19 protein-coding genes, 1 tRNA gene and 1 pseudogene are annotated in these 22,645 nt (G+C 62.1%); 8 read left to right on the top strand and 13 right to left on the bottom strand.

Going from position 1 to position 22,645, the window contains the following annotated elements; genetic code table 11:
* Positions 1–935 (top strand): annotated as a pseudogene (locus ABVV53_RS06675) (IS3 family transposase); the annotation flags it as partial.
* A 153-nt stretch (positions 936–1,088) separates the two neighbouring features.
* Here ABVV53_RS06675 and ABVV53_RS06670 read toward each other — a convergent pair.
* From ABVV53_RS06670 to ABVV53_RS06660, 3 genes are all read right to left on the bottom strand, one after another.
* Entirely contained in the window at positions 1,089–2,261 is a 1,173-nt protein-coding gene (locus ABVV53_RS06670) for a KpsE/RkpR family capsule polysaccharide export protein (protein ID WP_353983611.1), read from the bottom strand.
* An 18-nt stretch (positions 2,262–2,279) separates the two neighbouring features.
* On the bottom strand, positions 2,280–3,083 hold the full coding sequence (locus ABVV53_RS06665) for an ABC transporter permease (protein WP_353983610.1): 804 nt from the start codon (positions 3,081–3,083) through the stop codon (positions 2,280–2,282).
* A gap of 210 nt (positions 3,084–3,293) precedes the next feature.
* Positions 3,294–3,950: a TetR/AcrR family transcriptional regulator gene (locus ABVV53_RS06660; RefSeq protein WP_353983609.1), complete on the bottom strand. Its 657-nt coding sequence runs from the start codon at positions 3,948–3,950 to the stop codon at positions 3,294–3,296.
* A gap of 56 nt (positions 3,951–4,006) precedes the next feature.
* On the opposite strand from ABVV53_RS06660, the gene ABVV53_RS06655 reads away from it, so the two are divergent.
* The 3 genes from ABVV53_RS06655 to ABVV53_RS06645 all read left to right on the top strand — a co-directional run bounded on the left by ABVV53_RS06655 (position 4,007) and on the right by ABVV53_RS06645 (position 10,024).
* Positions 4,007–6,058, top strand: a complete 2,052-nt coding sequence (locus ABVV53_RS06655) for a molybdopterin-containing oxidoreductase family protein (RefSeq protein WP_353983608.1) — start codon at positions 4,007–4,009, stop codon at positions 6,056–6,058.
* Positions 6,059–6,076: 18 nt separating this feature from the next.
* A complete protein-coding gene (locus ABVV53_RS06650; RefSeq protein WP_353983607.1) occupies positions 6,077–7,123 on the top strand; it encodes an NAD(P)H-dependent amine dehydrogenase family protein in 1,047 nt (348 codons plus the stop codon).
* 342 nt (positions 7,124–7,465) lie between these two features.
* On the top strand, positions 7,466–10,024 hold the full coding sequence (locus ABVV53_RS06645) for a hypothetical protein (protein ID WP_353983606.1): 2,559 nt from the start codon (positions 7,466–7,468) through the stop codon (positions 10,022–10,024).
* A 134-nt stretch (positions 10,025–10,158) separates the two neighbouring features.
* Here the strand turns inward: ABVV53_RS06645 and ABVV53_RS06640 are convergent, their stop codons facing one another.
* The 10 genes from ABVV53_RS06640 to ABVV53_RS06595 form a co-directional block, all read right to left on the bottom strand.
* Positions 10,159–11,172, bottom strand: coding sequence for an NAD-dependent epimerase/dehydratase family protein (locus ABVV53_RS06640; protein WP_353983605.1), 1,014 nt, complete (start codon positions 11,170–11,172; stop codon positions 10,159–10,161).
* Between the two features lie 8 nt (positions 11,173–11,180).
* Positions 11,181–12,347: a nucleotide sugar dehydrogenase gene (locus ABVV53_RS06635; protein ID WP_353983604.1), complete on the bottom strand. Its 1,167-nt coding sequence runs from the start codon at positions 12,345–12,347 to the stop codon at positions 11,181–11,183.
* 275 nt (positions 12,348–12,622) lie between these two features.
* Positions 12,623–13,633: a right-handed parallel beta-helix repeat-containing protein gene (locus ABVV53_RS06630; RefSeq protein WP_353983603.1), complete on the bottom strand. Its 1,011-nt coding sequence runs from the start codon at positions 13,631–13,633 to the stop codon at positions 12,623–12,625.
* A 98-nt stretch (positions 13,634–13,731) separates the two neighbouring features.
* Positions 13,732–15,483, bottom strand: coding sequence for an asparagine synthetase B family protein (locus ABVV53_RS06625; protein WP_353983602.1), 1,752 nt, complete (start codon positions 15,481–15,483; stop codon positions 13,732–13,734).
* Between the two features lie 145 nt (positions 15,484–15,628).
* The gene (locus tag ABVV53_RS06620; RefSeq protein WP_353983601.1) at positions 15,629–16,564 is read right to left on the bottom strand and encodes a bifunctional riboflavin kinase/FAD synthetase; all 936 of its coding nucleotides are present in this window, start codon (positions 16,562–16,564) and stop codon (positions 15,629–15,631) included.
* A gap of 10 nt (positions 16,565–16,574) precedes the next feature.
* Positions 16,575–17,060 (bottom strand): dihydrofolate reductase, encoded by a 486-nt coding sequence (locus tag ABVV53_RS06615; protein WP_353983600.1) that lies wholly within the window; start codon positions 17,058–17,060, stop codon positions 16,575–16,577.
* Positions 17,061–17,062: 2 nt separating this feature from the next.
* Positions 17,063–18,121 (bottom strand): 5-(carboxyamino)imidazole ribonucleotide synthase, encoded by a 1,059-nt coding sequence (locus tag ABVV53_RS06610; protein ID WP_353983599.1) that lies wholly within the window; start codon positions 18,119–18,121, stop codon positions 17,063–17,065.
* An 18-nt stretch (positions 18,122–18,139) separates the two neighbouring features.
* The gene (purE, locus tag ABVV53_RS06605) at positions 18,140–18,625 is read right to left on the bottom strand and encodes a 5-(carboxyamino)imidazole ribonucleotide mutase (protein ID WP_353983598.1); all 486 of its coding nucleotides are present in this window, start codon (positions 18,623–18,625) and stop codon (positions 18,140–18,142) included.
* Between the two features lies 1 nt (position 18,626).
* Positions 18,627–19,313: a 2,3-diphosphoglycerate-dependent phosphoglycerate mutase gene (gpmA, locus tag ABVV53_RS06600; protein WP_353983597.1), complete on the bottom strand. Its 687-nt coding sequence runs from the start codon at positions 19,311–19,313 to the stop codon at positions 18,627–18,629.
* A gap of 71 nt (positions 19,314–19,384) precedes the next feature.
* Entirely contained in the window at positions 19,385–19,576 is a 192-nt protein-coding gene (locus tag ABVV53_RS06595) for a hypothetical protein (protein ID WP_353983596.1), read from the bottom strand.
* Positions 19,577–19,687: 111 nt separating this feature from the next.
* Here ABVV53_RS06595 and ABVV53_RS06590 point away from each other — a divergent pair.
* The 4 genes from ABVV53_RS06590 (at position 19,688) to ABVV53_RS06575 (ending at position 22,481) form a co-directional block, all read left to right on the top strand.
* Positions 19,688–19,762 (top strand) — tRNA-Thr (locus ABVV53_RS06590).
* A 191-nt stretch (positions 19,763–19,953) separates the two neighbouring features.
* Positions 19,954–20,583, top strand: a complete 630-nt coding sequence (locus tag ABVV53_RS06585; protein WP_419956755.1) for a lytic transglycosylase domain-containing protein — start codon at positions 19,954–19,956, stop codon at positions 20,581–20,583.
* A gap of 109 nt (positions 20,584–20,692) precedes the next feature.
* Positions 20,693–21,283, top strand: a complete 591-nt coding sequence (locus ABVV53_RS06580; RefSeq protein ID WP_353983595.1) for an ANTAR domain-containing response regulator — start codon at positions 20,693–20,695, stop codon at positions 21,281–21,283.
* Positions 21,273–22,481 carry a CmpA/NrtA family ABC transporter substrate-binding protein gene (locus ABVV53_RS06575; protein ID WP_353983594.1) on the top strand — a complete coding sequence of 403 codons (1,209 nt, stop codon included), beginning with the start codon at positions 21,273–21,275 and terminating at the stop codon, positions 22,479–22,481. The genes ABVV53_RS06580 and ABVV53_RS06575 overlap by 11 nt, the downstream gene beginning before the upstream one ends.
* Positions 22,482–22,645: the final 164 nt, after the last annotated feature.

The raw sequence follows: 22,645 nt of genomic DNA, 5'->3' as shown, positions 1-22,645 counted from the left end.
ACGCTCGAGGAAGAGAACAGCCGACTGAAGCTGCTGGCCGAGGCGATGCTCGACAACGTGGTGCTGAAGGATCTGGCCTCAAAAAAGTGGTAACGCCCGCCGCTAAGCGGGATGCCGTCGCCGATGCCCGTGAGCATCACGGCTTGCGCGAGCGTCGGGCGTGCAACCTGATTGGCGTGAGCCGCCGCGTGATCCGATATCGATCGTTGCGACCGGATGATGGCCTGCTGCGGCAGCGTCTGCGCGAGTTGACGGCCGAGCGTCGCCGGTTCGGCTATCGGCGTCTCGGCTATCTGCTGGCTCGCGAGGGCATGACGCCCAACTACAAGAAGCTGCTGCGGGTCTATCGCGAAGAGAACCTGCGGGTCAGTCGTCGCGGTGGCCGCAAGCGCGCCCTGGGCAGGCGGGCGCCGCTGCTGCCGGACGGCCCGAACCACCGTTGGTCGCTGGACTTCGTCTCCGACACTCTGACTTGCAGCCGGCGGTTCCGCATCCTGTGTGGTCGACGACTACACCCGGGAAAGCCTAGCGCTGGTGGCCGACACCTCGCTATCGGCGTGCGGGTGGCTCGGGAGCTGACGCGACTGATCGGGATACGCGGCAAGCCGCATACGGTGGTCAGCGTCAACGGCACCGAACTGACCTCGTCGGCCATCCTGCGCTGGTCGCAGGAGCGGCGGGTCGAGTGGCAGTACATCGCGCCGGGCAAGCCAATGCAGATCGGCTTCGTCGAGAGCTTCAACGGACGGCTAAGAGACGAATGCCTCAACGAGATGCTGTTCACGTCGCTGGCTCACGCCCGCTTCGTGCTCGATGCCTGGCGGCACGATTAGAACCACGTCAGGCCACACTCGAAACTGGGCGGGAAGACCCCCGTCGAGATCGCCGCCATCACCTCAACCAACCATCATGAAGGAGCGAGACTCTACCTCTGACTGGTAACAATTAGGGGAGCACGTCAAGCGACAATGCACTAACAATCAAGCCGGCTACTCAGTGGGGCGGGTTAAACGCATACCCACAGCGTTAGAGCGCTGCGAGCCAGCGCCCTGTTTGTTGCCTGCCTTAATCGTAGGGGTAGCCGGTGTTCACGCGGCGTGTTCCCGCACACCGGCTGCAATCAGCCAGCCAATGCCGTAGACGAGCAAAAGACCGATGAAGACCGTCAAAACGATCTTTCCCCGTTCGGGGAAAAGGGACTTCACTGGCATGTTCGGGTTAACGACGCGAACGAGATAGAGTTGCTGCTTCTGAGCCTCCATCCGCGCCTTCTCGAGCGCGGCCGCGCTAGCTTCATACCGCTTCGCCGCGAACTCTTGCCGCACCTTCAGGTCTTCGTAGCCACCAAGGTTCTGTGCGATCGTGCCTCCGCCGCCAGCCAGCATGCCTGCCTGGCTGGCAAGCTCGCGGCGTAGCGCGCTGATATGTCTCGAGAGGGCAACATACTGTGGACTCGTGTGACTGATCGCCGAGCCCATGGAATTTAGCCGTGCCTGCGCGGCAGCTAAATTGCCGCGTAGGTTCGTTACCAGCTCCGTCTGCGCCTCGCCCGTTCCTGGTGGGTCGATATCGCGCCCTGCCTCCCGGTACCCCGTGATGCGGCGCTGGATGTCGGCCACGCCCTCCTCCGCCTCTGCCAGCTGGGCGCGCGCCATGGCAACAGCGTCCCTGTAGCTGCGGCGGTTCATTTCATTGACTTGCGCCTCACCCAACTGGAGCAGGTTCTCAGCGATCACGTAACTGTCGCTCGGGCGGAACGAGCGAACCTTCAGCGTTGTGATGCCCGTATCACGATCATAGTGAACGCTCACCTTGTCGCGGTAGTATCGCAGCAGTGTTTCGGGTGTGGGATCTGCCACCCAAAGCCTGCTGACGAAGTCGGCACCCGGCCGGCGGAATATGCTGACAAGGTCCGTCTTTTGACGCAATGCTTGAACCGCATCGTGAGAGTGCAGATAATCCGTGACGCTCAGCACTTCCCCTTGCGCGCCACTCAACGCGGCTGACATGCCAAGCATTTGCCCCAGCCCACCTGTCGGAATGGCCGTGTTATCTCCGCCCGAGCTGACGACGAAATGAGCTTCCGACTGGTATTGGTCCGCTGCGATTAGGTAAAGGTAGGAGGCGAGCAGGATAGTGGGCAAGAACACCACCAACAGAAGGTAGCGTCGGCGGACCGCCCAATCAGTGATGCGGGACCGCCACGATGAAGGCTGTGCCTCAAGCTCGGCTGCCGGACTGATAATGCCTTGGACATTCATGGCTGACTACTTACTCAGTTAGTTCAAGTGGACTCGCCGCGTCACGGCTCGCACAGAAAGGAGGCCCAACAGGGTCAGCACTAGGAGGAACTCGACGATGTACTGGAAGTCCACGAACTCGAGTGTGCAGCTTTCGAAAGCTCCATAGCGAATCATCTCGAAAATCTGCGGAAGGGGATTGTACAGTAGATAGTCGCGCCAGGGCCGAGGCACCCATGAGACACGGAAGAAAGCACCCGACAGTGGAATCATAAAGTATGTCATTGGATGGACGAGACGCCCAAGCAATCGGTTCTCGTAGGTGATGCCCGTAATGATGAGTGACAACCCGAACGACATCCAGAAGACGAATACAATACCCAGGAGGATGAACAGTGGCTCGGGTGGGAACTCTGTGAAGCCGACTACCATGCATAAGCCGAAGAGGACGGTGAATGCCATGATGGTGCCGGCCGCTTCTATCAGGGCACGCGCAAGCGTGATGTCGAACACGGTCACCATGCGATGATAGAGCAGGGGCAGGTTCGACTCCAGGGCGCCGTCTGACCGGTTGACGATGCCGCGAAACATTATGAAAATGGTATAGCCTACGACAGAGAAGGCGACGGGATTGATATCGCCGAGGGACTCCCCGCCTCCGCTGTGAAGCAGTGCAATGACGACAGCCAGCATGAGCGGCTCGCCAAACAGCCATAGATAGCCAATATTGTCGCGTCCGTAGCGGGTGTGCAACTCGCGCATCATGAGCGCACCAACTACGCGACCTTGTGTCGTAAGCGCTGCGGCGAAAGATCCCCGGTTCCAGGATGTTGCCTCGTTCATGGTATGAACCGCTGCATCAACAGGTAATCTCCGCCGCAAGCCCGAGCGGCTCGCATGTCCGGCAACGCCCTAGCGCATTCGCCACCACTTGCAACTTCAACGAGTTGCACAGAGCACCAACAGCAAAGTGTGGCGTAGACAAGTGCCAGCACCAGAAATCGCGCCAACGGAACGGCTGTCCGAGTATGGCCGACCCGCTCCAGCTTCCACTCAGGTCAGGCGCTTCTCCCCCTCGTCCACCAGAGCCTGCAGCGTGCTGGCTGCCCAGCGCAGGGCAGCCGGTGAGACTTCACCGTCAGCCAGTCCGTGAATTTGAAATGTGAGGCCGGATAGAAGCGCAAACAGGGTGTCAGCCCGGCCTTTTGCATCAGGCGGACCAAGCCATTCCGCCAGCGGCGCTATCATGTGCTCCCGCCAGACGCGGATCGCTACCGCGCGCGATTCGGGATCGGACAGCGCCATCATCAGCATCGCGGTAATCGCAACGTTGCTGCGGTCGCGGATCAAGCGCACCATGGTTTCACCGAACCGTTCTTTCTTCCAAGTGAAAACCGAGTTCGCGCGCACGATATCGATCAGTGCCGCCTCGAACAGAGCTGCCTTGGTGCCGAAGTACTTCACCGGAAGCGACGAGGCCACATCGGCTCTCGCGGCAATGTCCCTCAGGCCGGCTTGAGTGTACCCGTACTCGGTGAACACTTCGACAGCCGCGGCGAGGATGCGCGCCTTCGTCCGTACGGGGTCACGGCGTTTGACCCGTTTTTCGACGTTTGCTTCCGCGGTGCTGGCCATCCCTTGCCTTACGTGGAACTGAGCTCGGCGAGCAACAAGTAAACGGTTGCTCACCAGTATTGAGCCGCTGTTCATTTGTGCTATCCTGCCGCGACACAAGCCGCTCAAGCGGCGAGCCGGGAGAGGCGAGGATGCCGCAAGTTACGCGCAGCCACTGCAAGATCTGCACCAATCAGTGCGGGATCACATTGACGGTCGAGGGTGAGCAGATCATCCGCGTGAAGGGAGATTTCGATCACCCGCTCAGCAAAGGATATACGTGTCCGAAAGGCCGGGCAGTGGGACGTCTCCACCACCATGGCGCCGCTCTGGTGCGGCCTTCCATGGTGCGCGGCGGCGAGACCGTTGAGCCGGGCTGGGATGCCTGCCTGGACGATCTTGCCGCGCGGCTGCGCAAGGTGATCGACACGCATGGCCCTAATGCGATCGGGTTCTACTTCGGCAGCGGCCTTGGCATGGACGCTGCCGGGTATCGGATGGGAGAGGCGTTCTACAACGCCCTGGGACATCCCCCCAAGTTCACGCCGCTTACGATCGATGGGACGGCCAAGGTCCTGGTCAGCAGCCTGGTAGGAGGCTTCCCTGGCCTGTCCGGGAAGACCGACAACGAAAACGTTGACCTTCTGCTCTATGTTGGCGTCAACCCGATGGTCAGCCATGGGCATAACACCGGCATGTTCAGCCCACCCTCATGGATTCGGGCGGTGGCCAAACGCGGCGAAGTATGGACCATCGATCCTCTGCGGACCGAGACCGCAGCCTACTCCACTCGTCATGTCGCGCCGCTACCGGGCAAGGATTACGCGATCCTGGCTTGGTTGGTTCGTGAAGTAATCGATGGAGGACCGCTCGCGCCGGCGCAGCCGGTGCAGGGACTTGCCGAACTGCGCGCAGCGCTTGACGGCTACGATCTCGCCACCGCAGCTCATATCGCCGGAGTGGGCGAGGAGGAGCTGACCGCGCTGCTTGCCGCGGTCCGCCGCTTCGGCAGCGTCACGGTGGAGACGGGTACCGGCGTCACTATGTCTGAAGGCGCGAACTTGACGCAGTGGTTCGCGTGGCTGCTCAATATCCTTACGGGCCGGATGAACCGCAAGGGCGGCGTCTGGTTCCACCCGGGTTTCATCACGCAGTATGACAGCTTCGAACTGCCGCGCCTCGACAACCCGTTGACTCCTGGCGCGCCCACGATGCCTGAAGCCTCGGGGATCATCGGTGATTGGCCTTGCGCTGCACTACCGGGGGAGATCGAAGCGGGCAATATTCGCGCTCTGGTGAACCTGGGCGGCGCCCTCGTGCGGTCGTTCCCTGACGCCAACGTTCTGGTGCCTGCGCTCCGCCAGCTAGATACTTTTGTAACCCTTGAAGTTGTCGCGAACGAGACGACCGCGCTTTCCACTCACGTGCTGCCGACGAAGGATCAGGTCGAACGTGCGGACATTTCGCTGTGGGACACGTTGAGCGGCAGTGTATCGATGCTCTATTCGCCTCCGGTCGTGTCGCCGATGGGGGACAGGCGGTCCGCCTGGTGGATCATTTCACAGCTTATGCAACGCATGGGCCTTTCGGTCCCCGAAGGTCTGCCGAGTGATGACACGCAGCAGGCGGACGAGGCTATGCTCGCGCGGCAAATGGCCACGGCGCGCTGCAGTTTCGACGAGCTCAAGGCTGCAGGCACCGTCACGTTGCCGCTCGAGTTCCCGAGCGCCTGGGTGGATCGTCACATCGAGCGGATCGATGGCTGGATTGTCGCGCCGCCGCCGCTGCTGGATCTTTGGGCGCGAACACGCGCGGTCGATGGAGAGCGGACCGGCCCGCCGCCGCTCAGCTTCATTCCGCGGCGCCAACGCCGCAAGCTGAATGCATCGCTGTCGTTCCTCGGCAGCCCCGCCGACATAATCCTGCATCCGCAGGACGCGGCTGCACATGCCATTGCCAGTGGGGACCGGGTGCGTGTGACCACTGCGAACGGAGAGATCGTTGTTCTGGCGAACGTCAGCGACACGATCCGTCCTGGCGTCGCCTCGATCCCGCATGGACATGAGAGCGCCAACGTCAATCTGCTCACCAGCGCACAGTCCGTCGACGCACTCACCGGAATGGTTCTCTATTCGGGCATCCCAATTGCGATCGCGAAAGTCGAGGACGAGCAGATGGCCGTACCAACCGCCGCAGTCGGCTGACACAGAGAGAGAAGACAGATGCAGCGCATTTACCGCGTGGTGCAGTGGGCCACGGGCAACGTGGGGAAAGTGTCGATCCGGCAGTTCGTAGAGAACCCGGCCTTCGAAGTGGTCGGCGTTCTCGTTACCAACCCCGACAAGGTGGGCAAGGATGTCGGCGAACTTGCAGGCCTGCCGCCGACGGGCGTCATCGCCACGAATAACGTCGAGGAGATTATCGCGGCAGACGCCGACTGCGTGCACTTCGCAGCTGCCGCCGAGGACATCGACATAGTGTGCCGTCTCCTTCGTTCCGGTAAGAACGTGGTGTCTCCACTCGGCCCGTTCTATCCTTCCAATCAGTACCCGCATTCGATCGAGGCAAGCGAGGCGATTGCCGCCGCGTGCAGGGATGGCGGGACCTCATTCCACGGATCAGGCATTCATCCCGGCTTCGCGGGAGACTTGTTGCCATTGGTCATGGCGCGTGCGGCAGGCCGAATCGACCATATTCATGTGACCGAGGTGGTGGACTTCGCCGCCAATCCCTCCAGCTATATCCCCTTCATGGGCTTCGGGCGCGAACCTGAGGACTTGCTGGCCAACCCCGCGCGCTCGCCAGAGGCGGCGCTGATGTTCTCGCAGTCGATGGCTATGGTCATCGAGGCCCTCGGCAAGCGAATCGAGCGCATAGAGACGAGCCTCGAACTGGCTACAGCGCGAGAGGATATCGCTTATCCCGGAGGGGTCGTGGCTGGCGGTACTGTCGGGGGCCAACATTATGAGTGGAGGGCGATCGTCGATGGCAAGCCGCTCATGACTTTTCATTGCTTCTGGAAGATGGGCGGCCGGATCGACCCTGCCTGGGACTGCGGGGCCAGCGGCTACAGTGTGCGAATCGAGGGCGATCCAGCGTTGCTGATGACGCTTTCCGGCGTCGACGATCATGGAAAGCCTCAATATCCTGGGCTCTCGCTGACCGCGTTGCTTGGCGTCAATGCCATCCCCGCAGTGTGCAATGCGGCTCCAGGCATCGTTACTCATCGCGAACTAGGCCTGTTTGCGCCCCCGGGCCTGCTCCGGTGACGGTATAGAGGATCGCCCTTGCGACCTCCACAGAAGAAGGGGCTGAAGGCTAGCGGTTTGTCATCAGCTTGGTGTTGCCGGGATACCGTGGGCGGCGATCTCACCTCATCGGCAACACGTTGCCCGAACAGCGTTTGACAGCGCCGCGCCATCGTAAGCTGCCCATCCCATGCAGAAATTTCTGTAAGAGAGCACACGCGTTGCGGCAAGCGGCGAAGCGCTGCGTCACTTTGCTAACGCGCTGTTTTTGATCCAAAAGTGTAAGGCTCGTTTACCAAAACCGCTAGGCCCCGGTAAGTGGAGCAGGCGTATTCATGGCGCACACCTAGCCGAGTGAGCCCCATGTACACCAATTCCAAGAACCTCGAGATGCTGCTCTCCGGAGCGACCAACAGCTGGCTTGCCGCCGGTACAGCCAGTACGACGCGGATCGGAACCAGCAAGAACGATATCTTCTACGCCGTGCGGGGCGAGACGATGATCGGCGGACTGGGCGACGACCGCTATTTTGTGTACGAAAACACCGCCAAGGTGGTTGAGAAGCCAGGCGAGGGCATCGACACCATCGACATGCGGTACTGGGGCACGATCGTTATGCCCGACAACGTCGAGAACGTGATCCTGACCGGTGGTGGGAAGGAAGGCGTCGGGGCGACCGGCGCCACGGGCAACGCCTTAAACAACCTCATTATCGCCGGAAAGACCGGCGCCACTCTGGACGGGGCCCGCGGCAACGATGTGTTGGTGGGTGGCGTCGGAGCCGATGTGTTCAGCATCCGCGCCGGCAACGGCTCGGACGTGATCTACAACTTCCAGCATGGTTGGGATGCCGTGAAGCTGAGCGGCTATGGCTTCACCAACTTCCAGCAGCTTCTCTCCAAGTCGTCGCAGGTTGGCAACGATACTCGCATCCAGCTTGGCGCGTCCGAGACGCTGACCTTGCGCGATGTTTCCCTCGGTTCGCTGACCGCCTCGGACTTCAACTTCCAGGATTTCGTCGCTGCCAAGGTTCCGGTGAACAAGACGTTGGACAAGGCTGGCCAAGCCTCGAACGCGAACGGTTGGTTCGTAATCAACAACGCTTGGGGTTCGGGCGACCTCACCATTGGCAAGGATTACACCCTTACCAGCCAGTTCAATACAAGCGACATGACCAGCGGCACCACTTTCAACTGGGCCTATCCGCTTACCACGACCGATACGAAGATTTTGGCTTATCCGGCCGTGCAGTTCGGGATGAATCCCCACAATCTCGCAGGCAACCCTAGCGATACAGCCAAGATGTTCCCCGTTCAGGTCTCGGATCTAGCCAGCCTCACGGCCGATTACGATCTCAGCTATTCCGGAAACCTGGGCGGCTTCAACGTGTCTTTTGACATTTGGCTCGCAAACTCAGCAACCGCCAGCGGCAAGGAAACCATAACCAACGAGATCATGATCTGGCTGCACAAAGGCGGCTTTGAGGCCTTTGGCAAGCCCATCGGCACTTACAAGAACGGCGATTTCAGCGCCACGATCTACCATAAGGGTACATACACGGCGCTAGTCGCCGATGAGAACTGGACCAAAGGTACGATCGATATCGCCGATGTGATCGCCGATCTGAAGGAACGAGGTATCATTTCGGACACCGAGTACCTGCGCTCAGTGGAGCTGGGTGCGGAGGTGACCTCAGGCACGGGCTCGCTGACGATCAACGATTTGCAATTGAACGCCAAGACGCACACCGATGACGGTGCGATCAAGTCGTTCGTTGTGGACGGTTCGGGCACGCAGGTGGAAGTCATCTCGGACTCTCCCGCAGCCGACATCTCCGTACCCGCCGCACCCCTTGCCGAGAAGTTGTTCGACAGCAAAGGCGTCCAGATCGGAACAGTGACCACCGAATCTCCGAGTGCTGACAAGACGGTCGTTATCAAGCACGATCTCGCCGGCAATGTCGTGAGCACCGACGTAACCGTTGTCGGGAAGGAGACGGTGGTCCAGCATTTCGACGGCAATTATCTGCTCACCGCTGCCGAGAAGACCGTGACCAACGCGAACGGCTCGGTGCAGACGGTCTTCTTCGACGGCAACTGGGCCATCACCGGGGCGGCCCGAGTGACGGTGAGCGGCGCGGAGACCAAGACGCAGTACTTCGACGCGAAGTGGCAGCCCTCGGGCATGGATGTCAGAGTGGACGAGGGCAACGGCTCCACCATGGTGAAGCACTTCAACGCAAGCTGGCAATTGGTGGGAGCTGAGCGCGTTGCCGTTTCCGGCGGTGTCACGACCACGCAGACGTGGGACAGTGCCTGGAACCTGGTATCCATGGAGCGCTTGATGATCAATGCCGACGGCAGCAAGCGCGCCGAGCATTACGATAGCAATGCCAAGATGACCGGTTACGACGTCATCAAAGTCGTGGATGGAGTTGAGGTAACCGAACAATACGACAGCCACGGCGTTCCGCAGAGCACCGCCGCTGTTGCGATGAGCACGTCATCGATTGCGCAGGTCGAAGAGACGGCGGGCACCGAAGGCAGCGACCTGATCTATGGTCGCGGTGGCAGCGACATCATCACTGGCGGGTCGGGCGCGGACGTGTTCGTGTTCGACATGAACCTTCCGCGAACCAGCCTGCTGACGATCACCGACTTCCATGCGGGTGAAGACCGCTTCGCCTTGGCTTTCTCTGCGCCCGGCGGAATAGGCACGAGTGGGACATTCGAGGCTTCCGCCTTTTGGTCGGGCGAGGGCGTCAAGGCCGCTCACGATGCAGATGATCGCGTGATCTATGACACTGCGAGCGGGAAGCTCTACTTCGACCCGGATGGGACCGGCTCAGCACAGGCGACACTGGTGGCGCATCTGGTGAATGCGCCGCAAAACCTCACACCGGCGGACTTTCTCATACTGTAAGCTCGTCGGTGGCGGGAAGGAAAGAACGCCGGCAGAGGCTGCGGCGCATAAGTTTCAGGGGCCGGAGTGACTTCGGCCCCTGTGCTATTCGTGGGCTCCTGTGTACCGAAATCGACAGCCGCGTTGAGACCTGCTCAGACCCCGTAGTATTCTCGGTACCAGTCGACGAACCTTGCGACGCCATCGTCAACGCTCGTCTTTGGTGCGTAATCCGTCAGGGTCTTCAGCAGTCCAGCGTCCGCCCAGGTGGCCGGCACGTCGCCTGGTTGCATGGGCATAAGGTTGCGTTCGGCTTTGCGGCCAGTCGCGTCTTCGATGGCTTCGATGAATGCGGTCAGTTGCACGGCATCGGAGTTGCCGATGTTGACGACTCTCCATGGCGCTACGGGGGAAAGGCTGTCACCTTCGACGACTGCTTCCTCGTTCGCGGGCCGCACCGGGGGCGTGTCGATCAGCAGGCGTATCGCCTCGACGAGATCATCGATGTAGGTGAAGTCCCGCTTCATGTCGCCGTAGTTGTAGACGTCAATCGGGCGGCCCTCGAGGATCGCCTTGGTGAACTTAAACAGCGCCATGTCGGGCCGGCCCCAAGGGCCATAGACCGTGAAAAAGCGGAACATGGTGATCGGCAAATCGAACAAGTGCGCATAGCTGTGCGCCATGTTCTCCGTCGCTTTTTTTGTAGCGGCGTAGAACGACATCTGGTGATCGGCCTTGTCGGTTTCCCGATAGGGCATTTCGGTGTTGGCGCCGAAAGCCGATGAGGTCGATGCAAGCAGCATATGCTGAGGCGGATGCGCGCGGGCCGCTTCCAGCAGTTCGAACGTACCGACAATGTTGCTGTCGAGGTATGAGCGCGGGTTCTCGATCGAATAGCGCACGCCTGCTTGTGCCGCGAGGTGGACCACCACGTCGGGCTTCTCACGCGCGAACAGATCCATCAGAAGACCGGGAGTCTCGACGTAGTCCTCAATCGCCTGGAAGTGCTCGGACTGGAGCAACCGTCCGAGGCGTCGCTGCTTGAGCGACACCTCGTAATAGTCGGTCATTGCGTCAAGGCCGATGACTCGAAAGCCATCCCGCAAAAGCCGATCACAGACGAACGAGCCGATGAACCCGGCGGAGCCGGTTACGAGTGCGGTCCGCATGGGCGTGCTCAATCCGATCCGAACAAGTCGCGCGTGAAGATCTTTTCCGGAGCGTCCGCGATCTCGTCCGTCATGCGGTTCGCAATGATGACGTCGCAGTCTTGCTTGAAGGTATCAAGATCCCGCACGACTTCCGAGCCAAAGAACTCTTCGTCTTCCATGGCCGGCTCGTAGATCACGACGTCGATGCCCTTGGCCTTGATCCGCTTCATGATGCCTTGGATCGACGACTGGCGGAAGTTGTCGGAACCGGCCTTCATCACCAGACGGAACACGCCCACCTTCTTCGGCTGTCGCGCTATGATCTGGTCGGCAAGGAAGTCCTTGCGCGTGCGGTTCGCGTCGACGATCGCGCGGATGAGGTTCTGCGGCACCTCGGAGTAGTTGGCGAGGAGCTGCTTGGTGTCCTTGGGCAGGCAGTAGCCGCCGTAGCCGAAGCTCGGGTTGTTGTAGTGCTTGCCGATGCGCGGATCGAGACCGACGCCCACGATCACCTGGCGTGTATCCATGCCGTGAGCGATGGCGTAGCTGTCGAGCTCGTTGAAGAAAGCCACACGCATCGCGAGGTAGGTGTTGGCGAAGAGCTTGATCGCCTCGGCCTCGTTCGGATCGGTGAAAAGGATCTCCACGTCGTTCTTTTCGGCGCCTTGGAACAGCAGGTCCGCGAAGATCCGCGCGCGCTCGGAGCGCTCACCGACGATGATGCGCGAGGGGTGGAGGTTGTCGTGAAGCGCACGGCCTTCACGAAGGAATTCGGGGCTGAAGATGACTTGCGATGTGCCGAGGCGCTTGCGCACATCCTCGACGAAGCCGACCGGGATCGTGGACTTGATCACGATCGTCGCGTTCGGATTGGCATCCTTCGCGGTCTGGATGACGGCCTCTACCGATGACGTATCGAATTTGTTGGTTTCGACGTCGTAATTCGTCGGTGTTGCGACGATCACGTAATCGGCACCTTTGAGCGCCTTTTGCGGATCGAGTGTGGCGGTAAGGTTGAGCGACCTGGTAGCGAGGAACTCTTCCAGTTCTTCATCGACGATTGGCGACTTGCGCGCGTTCAGCATCTCCACGCGCTCGGACGTAATGTCGACGGCGATCACTTCGTTGTGCTGCGCCAGCAGGACAGCATTAGAGAGCCCGACGTAGCCGAGGCCAAAAACCGCGATCTTCATTCTGTCATTCCCCACACAGATTTACAGCGAGCAAACGCCGGTTCTTACGGTAGCCACCCAGTTCGACATGCCAGTGTCAGCTTCGCGCGGGCAAGCCGCCAAGCCTATCCTGTGGTGCGCTGTATCAACAATAGTTATGCTGCAATTGCACACTGTGTCCATAGGATCTTCTTCCTACCCCGAATAGAGGCTTTCCCCCCTTCAGTTGCGGCACACAGCGGAAACAGGGCGCTTCATCTGGAACATGGCGCCGCGCAACCACTGCGTGAGTATCCTCAACCGTCTGTCAGCCAATGCTGCGCGCGGAGCTTCATCCCCGCAAGGGCACGACGCACAAGCTGTTCCGGTGCGCTAGCGGACAACCGCTTCACTTTCGTGATGCCCGAGGCGACAACATTGTTCCGCTCTACGATCGCGTCGCCGCTCCAGTTGCCGACGAACGCGGTGGTCCAGGGGTAGCCCGGCACTAACCATGCACGGTTGCCTTCGATCGTGAGACCTTGCGAGCTGTTGATCCGGCCTTCGGGCGCGACGGTGATCATCGCGGTATAGTTTTCCTTGCCACGGCCATTCACAAAGGAATTCCCGGCGATCCGGCCTGTCGCGCCGTTGGGCAGATCGACGAGGTAGTTGGTGTCACGACCGTGGCTATCATCGAAGCTGCTGTCGAGCACTTCGATGCGGGGTGCGCGGCTCTTGACGTAGTGACCTCCGGTACCCCGCTCGAAACGAGAGCCGGTAATCTTCAGCGCCCCATACTGGCCGATATAGATGCCGTGGGCGCCGTGGCCGTTCGGGTGCTTTCCTAGCCCTGAGAAGGTGGAACGATCGACTATGATCATTGCGGAAGGGTCGTCGCCGGAGAGGATGCCGCTTTGTGCATCGACGAACTGGCTGCGCACGACCGTCAGGTTGGACCGCTCGAGCCGGATGCCCGCACCGTTGCCGTCAGCGACGTTCTGGTGCGTGAAACGCAGGCCCTCCACATGCGCGCCGCGACCGCGCAGCACGAGCGTTGCCTTGCCTTCGCATATGCCTCCGTCGAACACGACCGTGCCGGGGTCGCGGGCAACGAAGGCGACGCGCCCCGCCGTTTGCACAGCGCAATCGGTATAGCGGCCGGGCGCAATCAGCACCGTGCCGTCGCCCTCGCCAATGGCTTGCACCGCTTCCGGTAGACTGCCGAAGCTCTGGCCCGTTTCCGAGACTGTGAAAGGTCGGCCGCTCTGGGCAAGCGCAACGCCGGAAGTGAGTGAGAGCAGGACAGCGAGAACAGACGATCGCACGGGAAACCTCCTTCGGTTTCGCGTCTCATACCGCAGCTACGCGGACATGGGCATCGCTGTCCGGCCGCCCGTTTGCGGCTGTACCACCGGTGGACAGTTCAGAGCGCGAAGTTGCCGAGATGGGCCGCGAAGTATTCCAGGCAGGCAACCCGCCGGTGCAGCGCGCTGTCGGTCACTTTCTCCACGTTGAAGTAGCGGCGCATGATCGGGAACTCGAGATCGACGACGCGGCCCATGAATTCCGGGCTGTTGAGGCCGCCATGCTCGTCGCCCATGGGACGGAGCCTTCGCTGAATCGCGTAGCTGTTCTTGCGCAGCCAGATAGGCCGCACGCGCGTGGCCCACTCATCGAAGCGGTGCCGGCGGCTTGGCGGTTCCGCGAAATGGTGTCCATAGGCGGATGGCCGCGCGGCTAGGACCGGGTCGATCGCATTCAGCAACTGCGCTTCGAAAAGGCCAGCTCGCTTCAACCCGAGCGGCAGAGTTACTGCGGCTGAGACGACACGCTGGTCCAGGAAGGGCAGGAGATAGGGGCTGTAGCGCCCTTCAACGCTAAGTTCGCGGCCGAAGAGGCTGCGGCAGCGCACGCGCGGGTAGATCTGTTCGATCACCGCGCGCGGAAGCTTGCCGGTGTCTCCCGGGCGTTCGAGAACATCGAGCATCTTGTCTCGCATGCGCCGCAGATAGGCCCCGGCGTCAAAAGTTGACGTCGTGTCGCCCCGATCGAAGCGAGCGAAGAAGCTGTCGGTCACTTCGGCAGCCGTGAGGCGCCGGTCGGGCAGGAAGAAGAAGTCGCGGTAGACTTCTCCGCCGCCGCCGGACACCGCTAACGCGCCATCCTTGTGGCGAGCGTCGCGCGCGTACGAGTTGCCACCATTGTCGAACATGCCGCCGAAGTTTGGCGGGCCGTCATGCTCCTCGAAATTGCGCGCGACTTGTTCGGGAAACTCTTCTGGAGTGATGTCGCGGTAGGTGTCCTTGTCGATCCACTCGACTTCGAAGCCCTCGGCGGCGCCGATCTGTTTGGCGATCACCACGTCCGGGCTGTTGGGCCAGCCGTAGACGTAGATGTTCGGCTGGCAGCCGAGTGAGCGCAGCACCGCGAGGACCAGACGTGAATCGAGGCCGCCCGAGAGGGGGCACTGCACCTGGTTGCCGAAATGGCTGACTTGCTCGGTGACCACCTTCGTAAGCAGGTGTTTGTGGTTGGCCAGCCGCTCCGCCGTCGGCTGGCGTATTGGGGCGGCGGGTAGCGGCTTGGAAACGCTGTGGCTCAGCACTTCTCCCGATGAGGTCAGTTCCACCACGCGATTTGGCCCCAGCCGCTTCACTTCGCTCAGCACGGTATCATCGCCCAGCACCGATGCCTGGAAAGCGTATTCGTAAATCCCCTGCGGGTCGAATGTGACGCGGGGCAGCACTCTCGCGGCTGTCAGCAGCGAGGTTGAGAACAGGCTCATTTCCGCGTCGTGATAGAGCTGGAAGGCGGCAAAGAAATCGGTCGCGACAAAGGTGCGTCCGCCGCGGTGGAGGATCAGCGCGAACTGTCCGGCCAGCCTCGACCAGTCGAACTGCGGTGGATCGGCCTCGGCGAGCAGCTTCTGGAGGGCGGCCGACCCCGTCAGCCCGTCGTAAGCGAGTGTGCCGGCGGCGGCGGCGAAGTCATCGCCATGTCCGAAGAACAACGCCGGCCCGTCGGAGATGTACGGCGCTCGCAAGAGCGCCCAGCCGGGGAAGCGGTGCTGCTCCAGCCGGGAAAAGCCGTGCTTCGCAAACTGGTCGCGCGCGATGCCCAGAAACGGCTCCGCTGAGCCTTTCCGCTCTTCTCTTACCAGAAACAGACCAGCCATTGCGCCCAAGCCCCCTTGGCTTCTCCTGCTCAAGGCGATCGCGCGGCAAGGCACGAGGCTCGGCACAGGATTTCCCTGCGTGCGAGGACTGACGAAACGATCTTAAGATGCTGTAAACCGCGTTCAGGCGACGCTATCTTTTTACCTAAGGCGTGGTGATGGCGAGCAGCCGCCGTGCGTCGTCGCAATCACGCTCCATCTGGGCAGTCAGCGCCTCAAGGCTGGAGAACTTCGCTTCCGCCCGCAGGAAATGGTGGAAGGCCACCTCGATCTCCTGACCATAGAGATCGTCCGAAAAATCGAAAAAGTACGGCTCCAGAAGCTCTTTGGGTGGATCGAAGGTGGGACGTACGCCGATGTTGGCAGCGCCGCGCAGCAGCCGCCCATCAGGAAGCTGTCCCGTCACGGCATAGATTCCGTAGCGCGGGCGCAGATACTTGCCGAGTGGCAGGTTGGCGGTGGGAAAGCCAATCGTGCGGCCGAGCTTGTCGCCGTGTTGCACAATTCCGCGCATGGCGAAGGGGCGCGTCAGCAGGCGTGTCGCTGTCTCGCAGTCGCCCGCTCGCAGTGCGGCGCGAATACGGCTGGACGAGATTGGCCCATCGGCATCGAGCACGGGCGGTACCGCGCGCGTCGCGATACCAAGCGGTAGTCCCAGATCACGCAGGGAGCTGGCGGTCCCGCTGCGCCCTTTTCCGAACACGAAGTCCTGCCCCGTGGTGACGCCCGCCGTGCCGAGATGGTCGTGGATCATTTCGCGCACCCAGCGCTCGGCCGGCATGCCCGCAATCGTGGCGTCGAAGTGAAACACCAGCATGGCGTCGGCACCCGCGGCACCAAACAGCTCTTGGCGCTGGTCGAGTGTGGTGAGGCGGAAGGGTTCGGATTCAGGCCGGAAATAGCGGACCGGGTGCGGATCGAAGGTGGCGACCATGGCGGGGCGCCCCTCAGCATGCGCCCAGCGGATCGCTTCGCCGACCACGGCCTGGTGGCCACGGTGGAACCCGTCAAAATTGCCCAACGCCAGAATCGCGCCGCGCAGGGAAACAGGTATGGGCTCGCGGTGGTCGAGGCGAATCATGGCAAGGGGCCTATAGGTGGCGCACGAGCGTCACGAAAGCGTAGCCGGGTCTGCCCTCCTGGGCTGAGTGCTCGTCGCGGTGAATCTCTTCCCATTTAGGCCCGGCGGGCGGCATCGTGATATCGCCTTCGTATTCTGCGTGAATTTCGGTGAGTTCGATCCTGTCTGCCTGCTCATCGAAAAGCGCGAAGATCTCCGCGCCCCCGATCACCGCGATCTCGTCATTGCCCGCCAAGGCGAGCGCAGCCTCAGGCGATGCCGCGACTTCGGCGCCTGCAGCGCTCCATTGCGAATCGCGGGTCAGCACGATGTGGCGGCGGCCCGGCAGGGGCGCGGGAAAGCTCTCGAAAGTCTTGCGGCCCATGATCATCGGCTTGCCCATGGTCATGGCCTTGAAGTGCTTAAGATCCGCCGGCAGGTGCCAGGGCAGGGTGCCGTGCCGCCCGATTACCCCATTGGCGGCCCGCGCGTAGATGAAGACGATCTCGCGCGCCACGCTCAAGCCAGCGTAAGACGCGTGACATGGCCCATCTTGCGCCCGGGAGACGGCGGACCTTTTCCGTAGAGGTGCAGGTGATTGGCGGGATCGGCCAGGATCGTCGCCCAGTCCTGCGCGTCCTCTCCGATGAGATTGCACATGTTGACCGCTGCAGCGGCCAAGCCGGCATCGCCCAGCGGCAACCCGCAGATGGCGCGCACATGGTTTTCGAACTGCGAGATGACTGCGCCCTCGATCGTCCAGTGCCCGGAGTTGTGGACTCGCGGAGCCATCTCATTGAACACCGGCCCGGCCTCGGTCGCGAAGAACTCCAGCGTGAGGACGCCGACATAGTCAAGCGCCTCTGCCACGGCAGCCGCGAGTTCGCGCGCTGGCTTCACCTGAGCCGCGATGGGATCTCCGGCCGGCACCGTCGATCGCGCGAGGATACCCCCTTCATGGACGTTGCGCGCCGAGTCGTAGAAACGGACGTCACCGTTGAGGGCTCGGCACAGGATCACTGAGAACTCTGCCTGGAAGTCGACGAACCCCTCGTAGATGAGCGGCTGTGACGGGAGATCGAGGGCGTCGACGTCGGCAGCAGACATGATTCGCCACTGCCCCTTGCCATCGTACCCTTCGCGGCGCGTCTTGAGGATTCCAGGCGTGCCGATGGTGTGAAGCGCTTCGTCGAGATCGGCTGGAGTGTCGGCGGGGGCGAAGGGCGCCGGCGTTCCACCCAAGCCGACGACGAACTGCTTTTCGTTCAGTCGGTCCTGCGCCGTTTCCAGTGCGCGCGGGTGAGGGTGCAGTGGCACTTCGCCAAGCGCCAGAAGCGGCGTGACCGGCACATTCTCGAACTCATACGTGATGACGGCACAGTCTGCCGCGAAGCGGGCCATCGCCTCCACATCGTCCCACGGTGCACAGGTGTAGGCGGCGCTGACGTCAGCAGCGATCGCGTCCTCCTCTGGCGCGAAGATGTGGCAGCGATAGCCGAGTTGTGCGGCCGCCACCGCAAGCATGCGGCCGAGCTGCCCGCCCCCAAGTATGCCGATCGTTTCGCCGGGAGGAATCATGTTGTTGGTCGCTGCTTCTTACGCCGGCTTTTCGGCTACGCTGGCGGTCTGCTCCGCACGGAATGCCTTGAGTCTTTCGGCCAGTGCATCGTCGCCCGTCGCGAGGATTGCGGCGGCTAGCAAGCCCGCGTTCGCGGCTCCCGCCTCGCCGATCGCCAAAGTGCCCACGGGAATGCCTGCCGGCATCTGCACGATCGAGAGCAAGCTGTCCTGACCCGACAAGGCTTTCGACTGCACCGGCACGCCCAGCACCGGCACGTGCGTCATCGAGGCGATCATTCCGGGCAGGTGCGCCGCACCGCCAGCACCCGCGATCACCACCTTGAAGCCGTTCCCGGCAGCGGTTTTTGCGAACTCGACCAAACGGTCGGGAGTGCGATGGGCCGAGACGATCCGCGCTTCGTAGGCGACTTCGAGCCGATCGAGCATCTCGGCCGCGCGCTGCATCGTCGGCCAGTCCGACTGGCTGCCCATGACGATCGCGACGAGCGGCGCCGCCGTCATCTCAACGCTCCGACAAGTAGTAGCGGTCGAGCACCGCCAGATCGTCGTCGAGATCGTAGATGATCGGTTGCCCGGTCGGGATTTCGAGCCCGGTGATTTCTTCGTCGGAAATGCCCGAGAGGTGCTTCACCAGCGCGCGCAGGGAATTGCCGTGGGCCGAAACCAGCACGGTTGCGCCGGCCTTGAGGTGCGGCACGATCGAGCCTTCATAGTAAGGCAGGACGCGAGCGATCGTGTCCTTCAGGCTCTCGGTATTCGGGATCGGAATGCCCGCATAGCGCGCGTCTGCGGCGAGATCGAACGGTGATCCGCTTTCGAGTACCGGTGGCGGCGTGTCGAAGCTGCGGCGCCAGATCTTGACCTGCTCGTCGCCGTGCTTGGCCGCCGTTTCGGCCTTGTCGAGCCCGGTGAGGCCGCCATAGTGCCGCTCGTTCAGGCGCCAATCCTTTGTTTCGGGGATCCACAGGATGCCGGCTGTTTCCAGCGCAAGGTGCAAGGTCCTGATCGCGCGAGTCTGGAACGAGGTGAAGGCGACCGTGGGCAGGATGCCCTTTTCCTTCAGCAGCGTGCCGGCGGCCTTTGCCTCGGCCACTCCCTTCTCGGTCAGATCGACGTCCCACCAGCCGGTGAAGCGGTTCTCGAGGTTCCACTGGCTCTGGCCGTGGCGAACTAGGATGAGGCGAGGCAAGGCATCACGCTCCTTGGCTGGAGCCCGCTTGGTAAGACGCGCGGTGCTCGTTGGCTTGAGAGAGGCAGGCCCTAGCTTTCCCGCGCCTCGTTGGAAAGAGTGCCCGATTCGATTTCAGAGTCGTTTTCCGGTTCGCCGCTTTGTCCGCCGATATCCTGCAAAGCTCCCATCGCGCGCGCCTGTGCCTTCCTACGGTGCAGATTCTCGCGCAGCTTGGCGGCGAGGCGCTCTTCGCGTGAGCGCGGATCGGGTGGCTTGACCATATCCCGGCGATGCCGCGACTCATGTGCAAGCGCAAGCGGCGCTTGACATTCTTTCCCTTGGCGACAATAGCGCCCGCCTGCCCCGGCGCCCTGACAGCGGCGGTGAAGCAAGCTGCTGTAGCTCAGTGGTAGAGCGCGTCATTGGTAATGACGAGGTCGGGAGTTCAATCCTCCCCAGCAGCACCATTCTCTATCCCCTTTCATCAGGCCTTCCGTGGAAACACTTGGGCGCGGTGGTACTGAATAGAAACTCTACCGACCTCAATAGAGCGCGATCGCTTGCAAGGATTGCTGCACCCGATCATCCGGCTTGAGGTGGAGGGCGGCAATGAAGTAATGGCGCTGCGGGATCAGGAATCGGATCGGGGTTCATTCTCTTGAGCAGAAAGCACGCACTGGCCTGGGCTGTCGCAATCTGCGCAGTGATGGGCGGGCCCGGCCTGGCGAGCGCCGACGTTCTCCAGATCGACGCTGCCGGTCCGCGCTGGGTCGCCGGCGGCCCCGTGCAGGAAACCACTGCGCCAGCAGTGGGCGAGCCGGATCTCGGCACACTCGAACTTGCGCCCGACGGCACAGCTTTCCACCCTGCCTCGGTCACGCAAGTGGCAGATGCAGCCGGGCCTGAGCGGTTCCGCGCGCGAGTCGCGGAACTCGCCCGGAAGTACGATATCAGCCCTAACTTGCTGGAAGCGGTGGTGTGGCAGGAGAGCCGCTGGAATCCGGGCGCGGTATCGCCGGTCGGCGCACGGGGCCTCGCGCAGCTGATGCCCGGCACGGCGCGCGAACTCGGCGTCGATCCTCGCGACCCTATGGCCAACCTGGAGGGCGGTGCGCGCTATCTGCGGATGCAGCTCGACGCATTCGGCGGGGACATCGAGAAGGCGCTTGCCGCTTATAATGCCGGGCCGATGCGTGTGCAGCGCGCAGGTGGCATTCCCGCGATCCGCGAGACCCAGCTCTACGTAGCTTCGATCATGGCGCGGCTGAGCGCTCCTGTTCGCAAGTAACGCCCACCCGAAATCCCGCGATGCCGAAGTGAGGCGGGGTGCGCTGATGGTGCTTTAAGGGTGACGGGGGGTTGCCCTGTCTCGTGCTGCATCGCACAAGGCATGAATCATGCGCATCGCCATTGTCGACGAAAGCGCCACACGCGCCTCGATCATCCAGGAAGGTCTGGCAACGCTGCCTGAATGCGACATCTTTGTCGTGACGGAGCGGCGTGGGCTCGTCGCGCGGATCCAGGAGATCGCGCCGGAGATCGTACTGATGGACCTCGGCAATCCCTCTCGCGACGTTCTGGAGGAATACTTCGCGGTCAGCCGGGTTCTCGACAGGCCCATCGCTATGTTCGTGGACGAGAGCGACAACGAGACGGTTGCCGCGGCCGTGGAAGCGGGCGTTTCGTCCTATGTCGTGGACGGCTTGGCGGCGAACCGCATTCGCCCGATCCTGGACCTCGCGGTGATTCGCTTCAACGCGTTCGCGCGGCTGCAGAAAGATCTCGCCGAAGCCAAAGGCAAGCTTGCCGACCGCGACACGATCGACAAAGCGAAGCGCATCCTGATGAACAGCCGCGGGTTGCCCGAGCCAAAAGCCTATGCAGAAATGCGCAATGCGGCGATGAACCAGGGCAAGCGCATCGTTGATATTGCGGAGGCGATCGTTACCGCGCACCGCCTGATGGGAGGCAGCCGAAGTGCCGAATGAGCTGACCATCGGCTTCCTCCCCCTCGTCGATGCCGGCCTTCTGATCCTTGCTCGCGAGCACGGATTTGCCGAGGAGGAGGGGCTCTCGCTGCGGCTGGTGAAGGACGTGAGCTGGGCGACCGTGCTCGACCGCCTGCTTTATGGTCACAGCGACGCGGCGCACCTGATCGCGCCTCTCGCCATCGCGACGACGCTCGGTCGGGGGCGGCCGCAACAAGCGCTGTCGGTGCCGTTTGTCCTGGGCCTTAACGGCAATGCGATCACTCTTCGTCCCGAATACGCGCAGCGCGTCCGCTTGCCGGGCACGATGGGAAGTGCGCGTGACGTGGGCGCAGCTTTGCGCATCATCGCCGATGAGCGTTTGGCTGCCAGCGATCCGCTGCGTTTCGGCGTCGTCCACCGCTACTCTAGCCACAACTACATGCTGCGCTACTGGCTCGCGGCTTGCGGCATCCGGCCCGACAAGGACGTGGAGATCATCACGGTGCCGCCGCCATACTGCGCAGAGGCGCTCGCAGCGGGGGACGTTGACGGGATCTGCGTGGGCGAGCCTTGGAACAGCGTGGCGGTGGAGCGCGGCGCAGGCGAGATCGTGCTGGCGACGGCACAGATCTGGCGCCGCGGTGTCGAAAAGGTTCTGGCACTCAAGCAGTCCGTGCTGGAGGACAAGATCGAGTCGGTGCGGCCGCTGATCCGCGCGCTTTGCCGGGCAGGCACCCACTTCGTCGATCCGGAGAACTGGGACGCCAACGCCCAGATTCTCGCGCGGGCCGAGTATCTGGATGGCAGTCCTGACCTGATCCGCCGCGCGATTGCCGATCGACTGCTGCTCGCCCGCGATGGCGCAGTGGTCCACTACCCGGACTTTATGTTCCAGTATCGAGAAGCCGCCAATTTCCCATGGGTCAGCCAGGCTGAGTGGCTCTACACACAGATGGTAAGGTGGGACGGGACTCCGTTCGATGCGGAAGAGGCAGCTAAGGCAGCGCGGGTATTCCGCCCGGATATCTACCGCGCGGCACTAAGAGGCACCGGAGAGCCCTTGCCCGGAGCCAGTTCAAAGGTCGAGGGCAGCCTTATGCAGCGAACCGCCGTGGGCACGCAGCAGGGCGCCATGGTCATGGAACCCAACCGCTTTTTCGATGGCGTGGTGTTCGACCCGTCGCATCTGGAAGACTACCTGAAGCACCTTCCCTGACGCGCTAGTTACGCTGCACTGCAAAATAGCGCTTTACGCGAGACCCGCGAATCGCTTATCCAGTGACCGTCGCGGTTCGTCGGCTCCCAAGGACGGGATGCCCATCGATACGAGCCGCAGCAGCTTCAGAAACACGTGGCAACGTCGCCGCCCGACCTGGTCCT

Origin of the sequence: Novosphingobium kalidii, from assembly GCF_040534015.1 — a bacterium.
Taxonomy (GTDB): Bacteria; Pseudomonadota; Alphaproteobacteria; order Sphingomonadales; family Sphingomonadaceae; genus Novosphingobium; species Novosphingobium kalidii.
The sequence above is the reverse complement of the archived record's forward strand: the minus strand, read 5'-3'. Positions and strand labels throughout refer to the sequence as shown.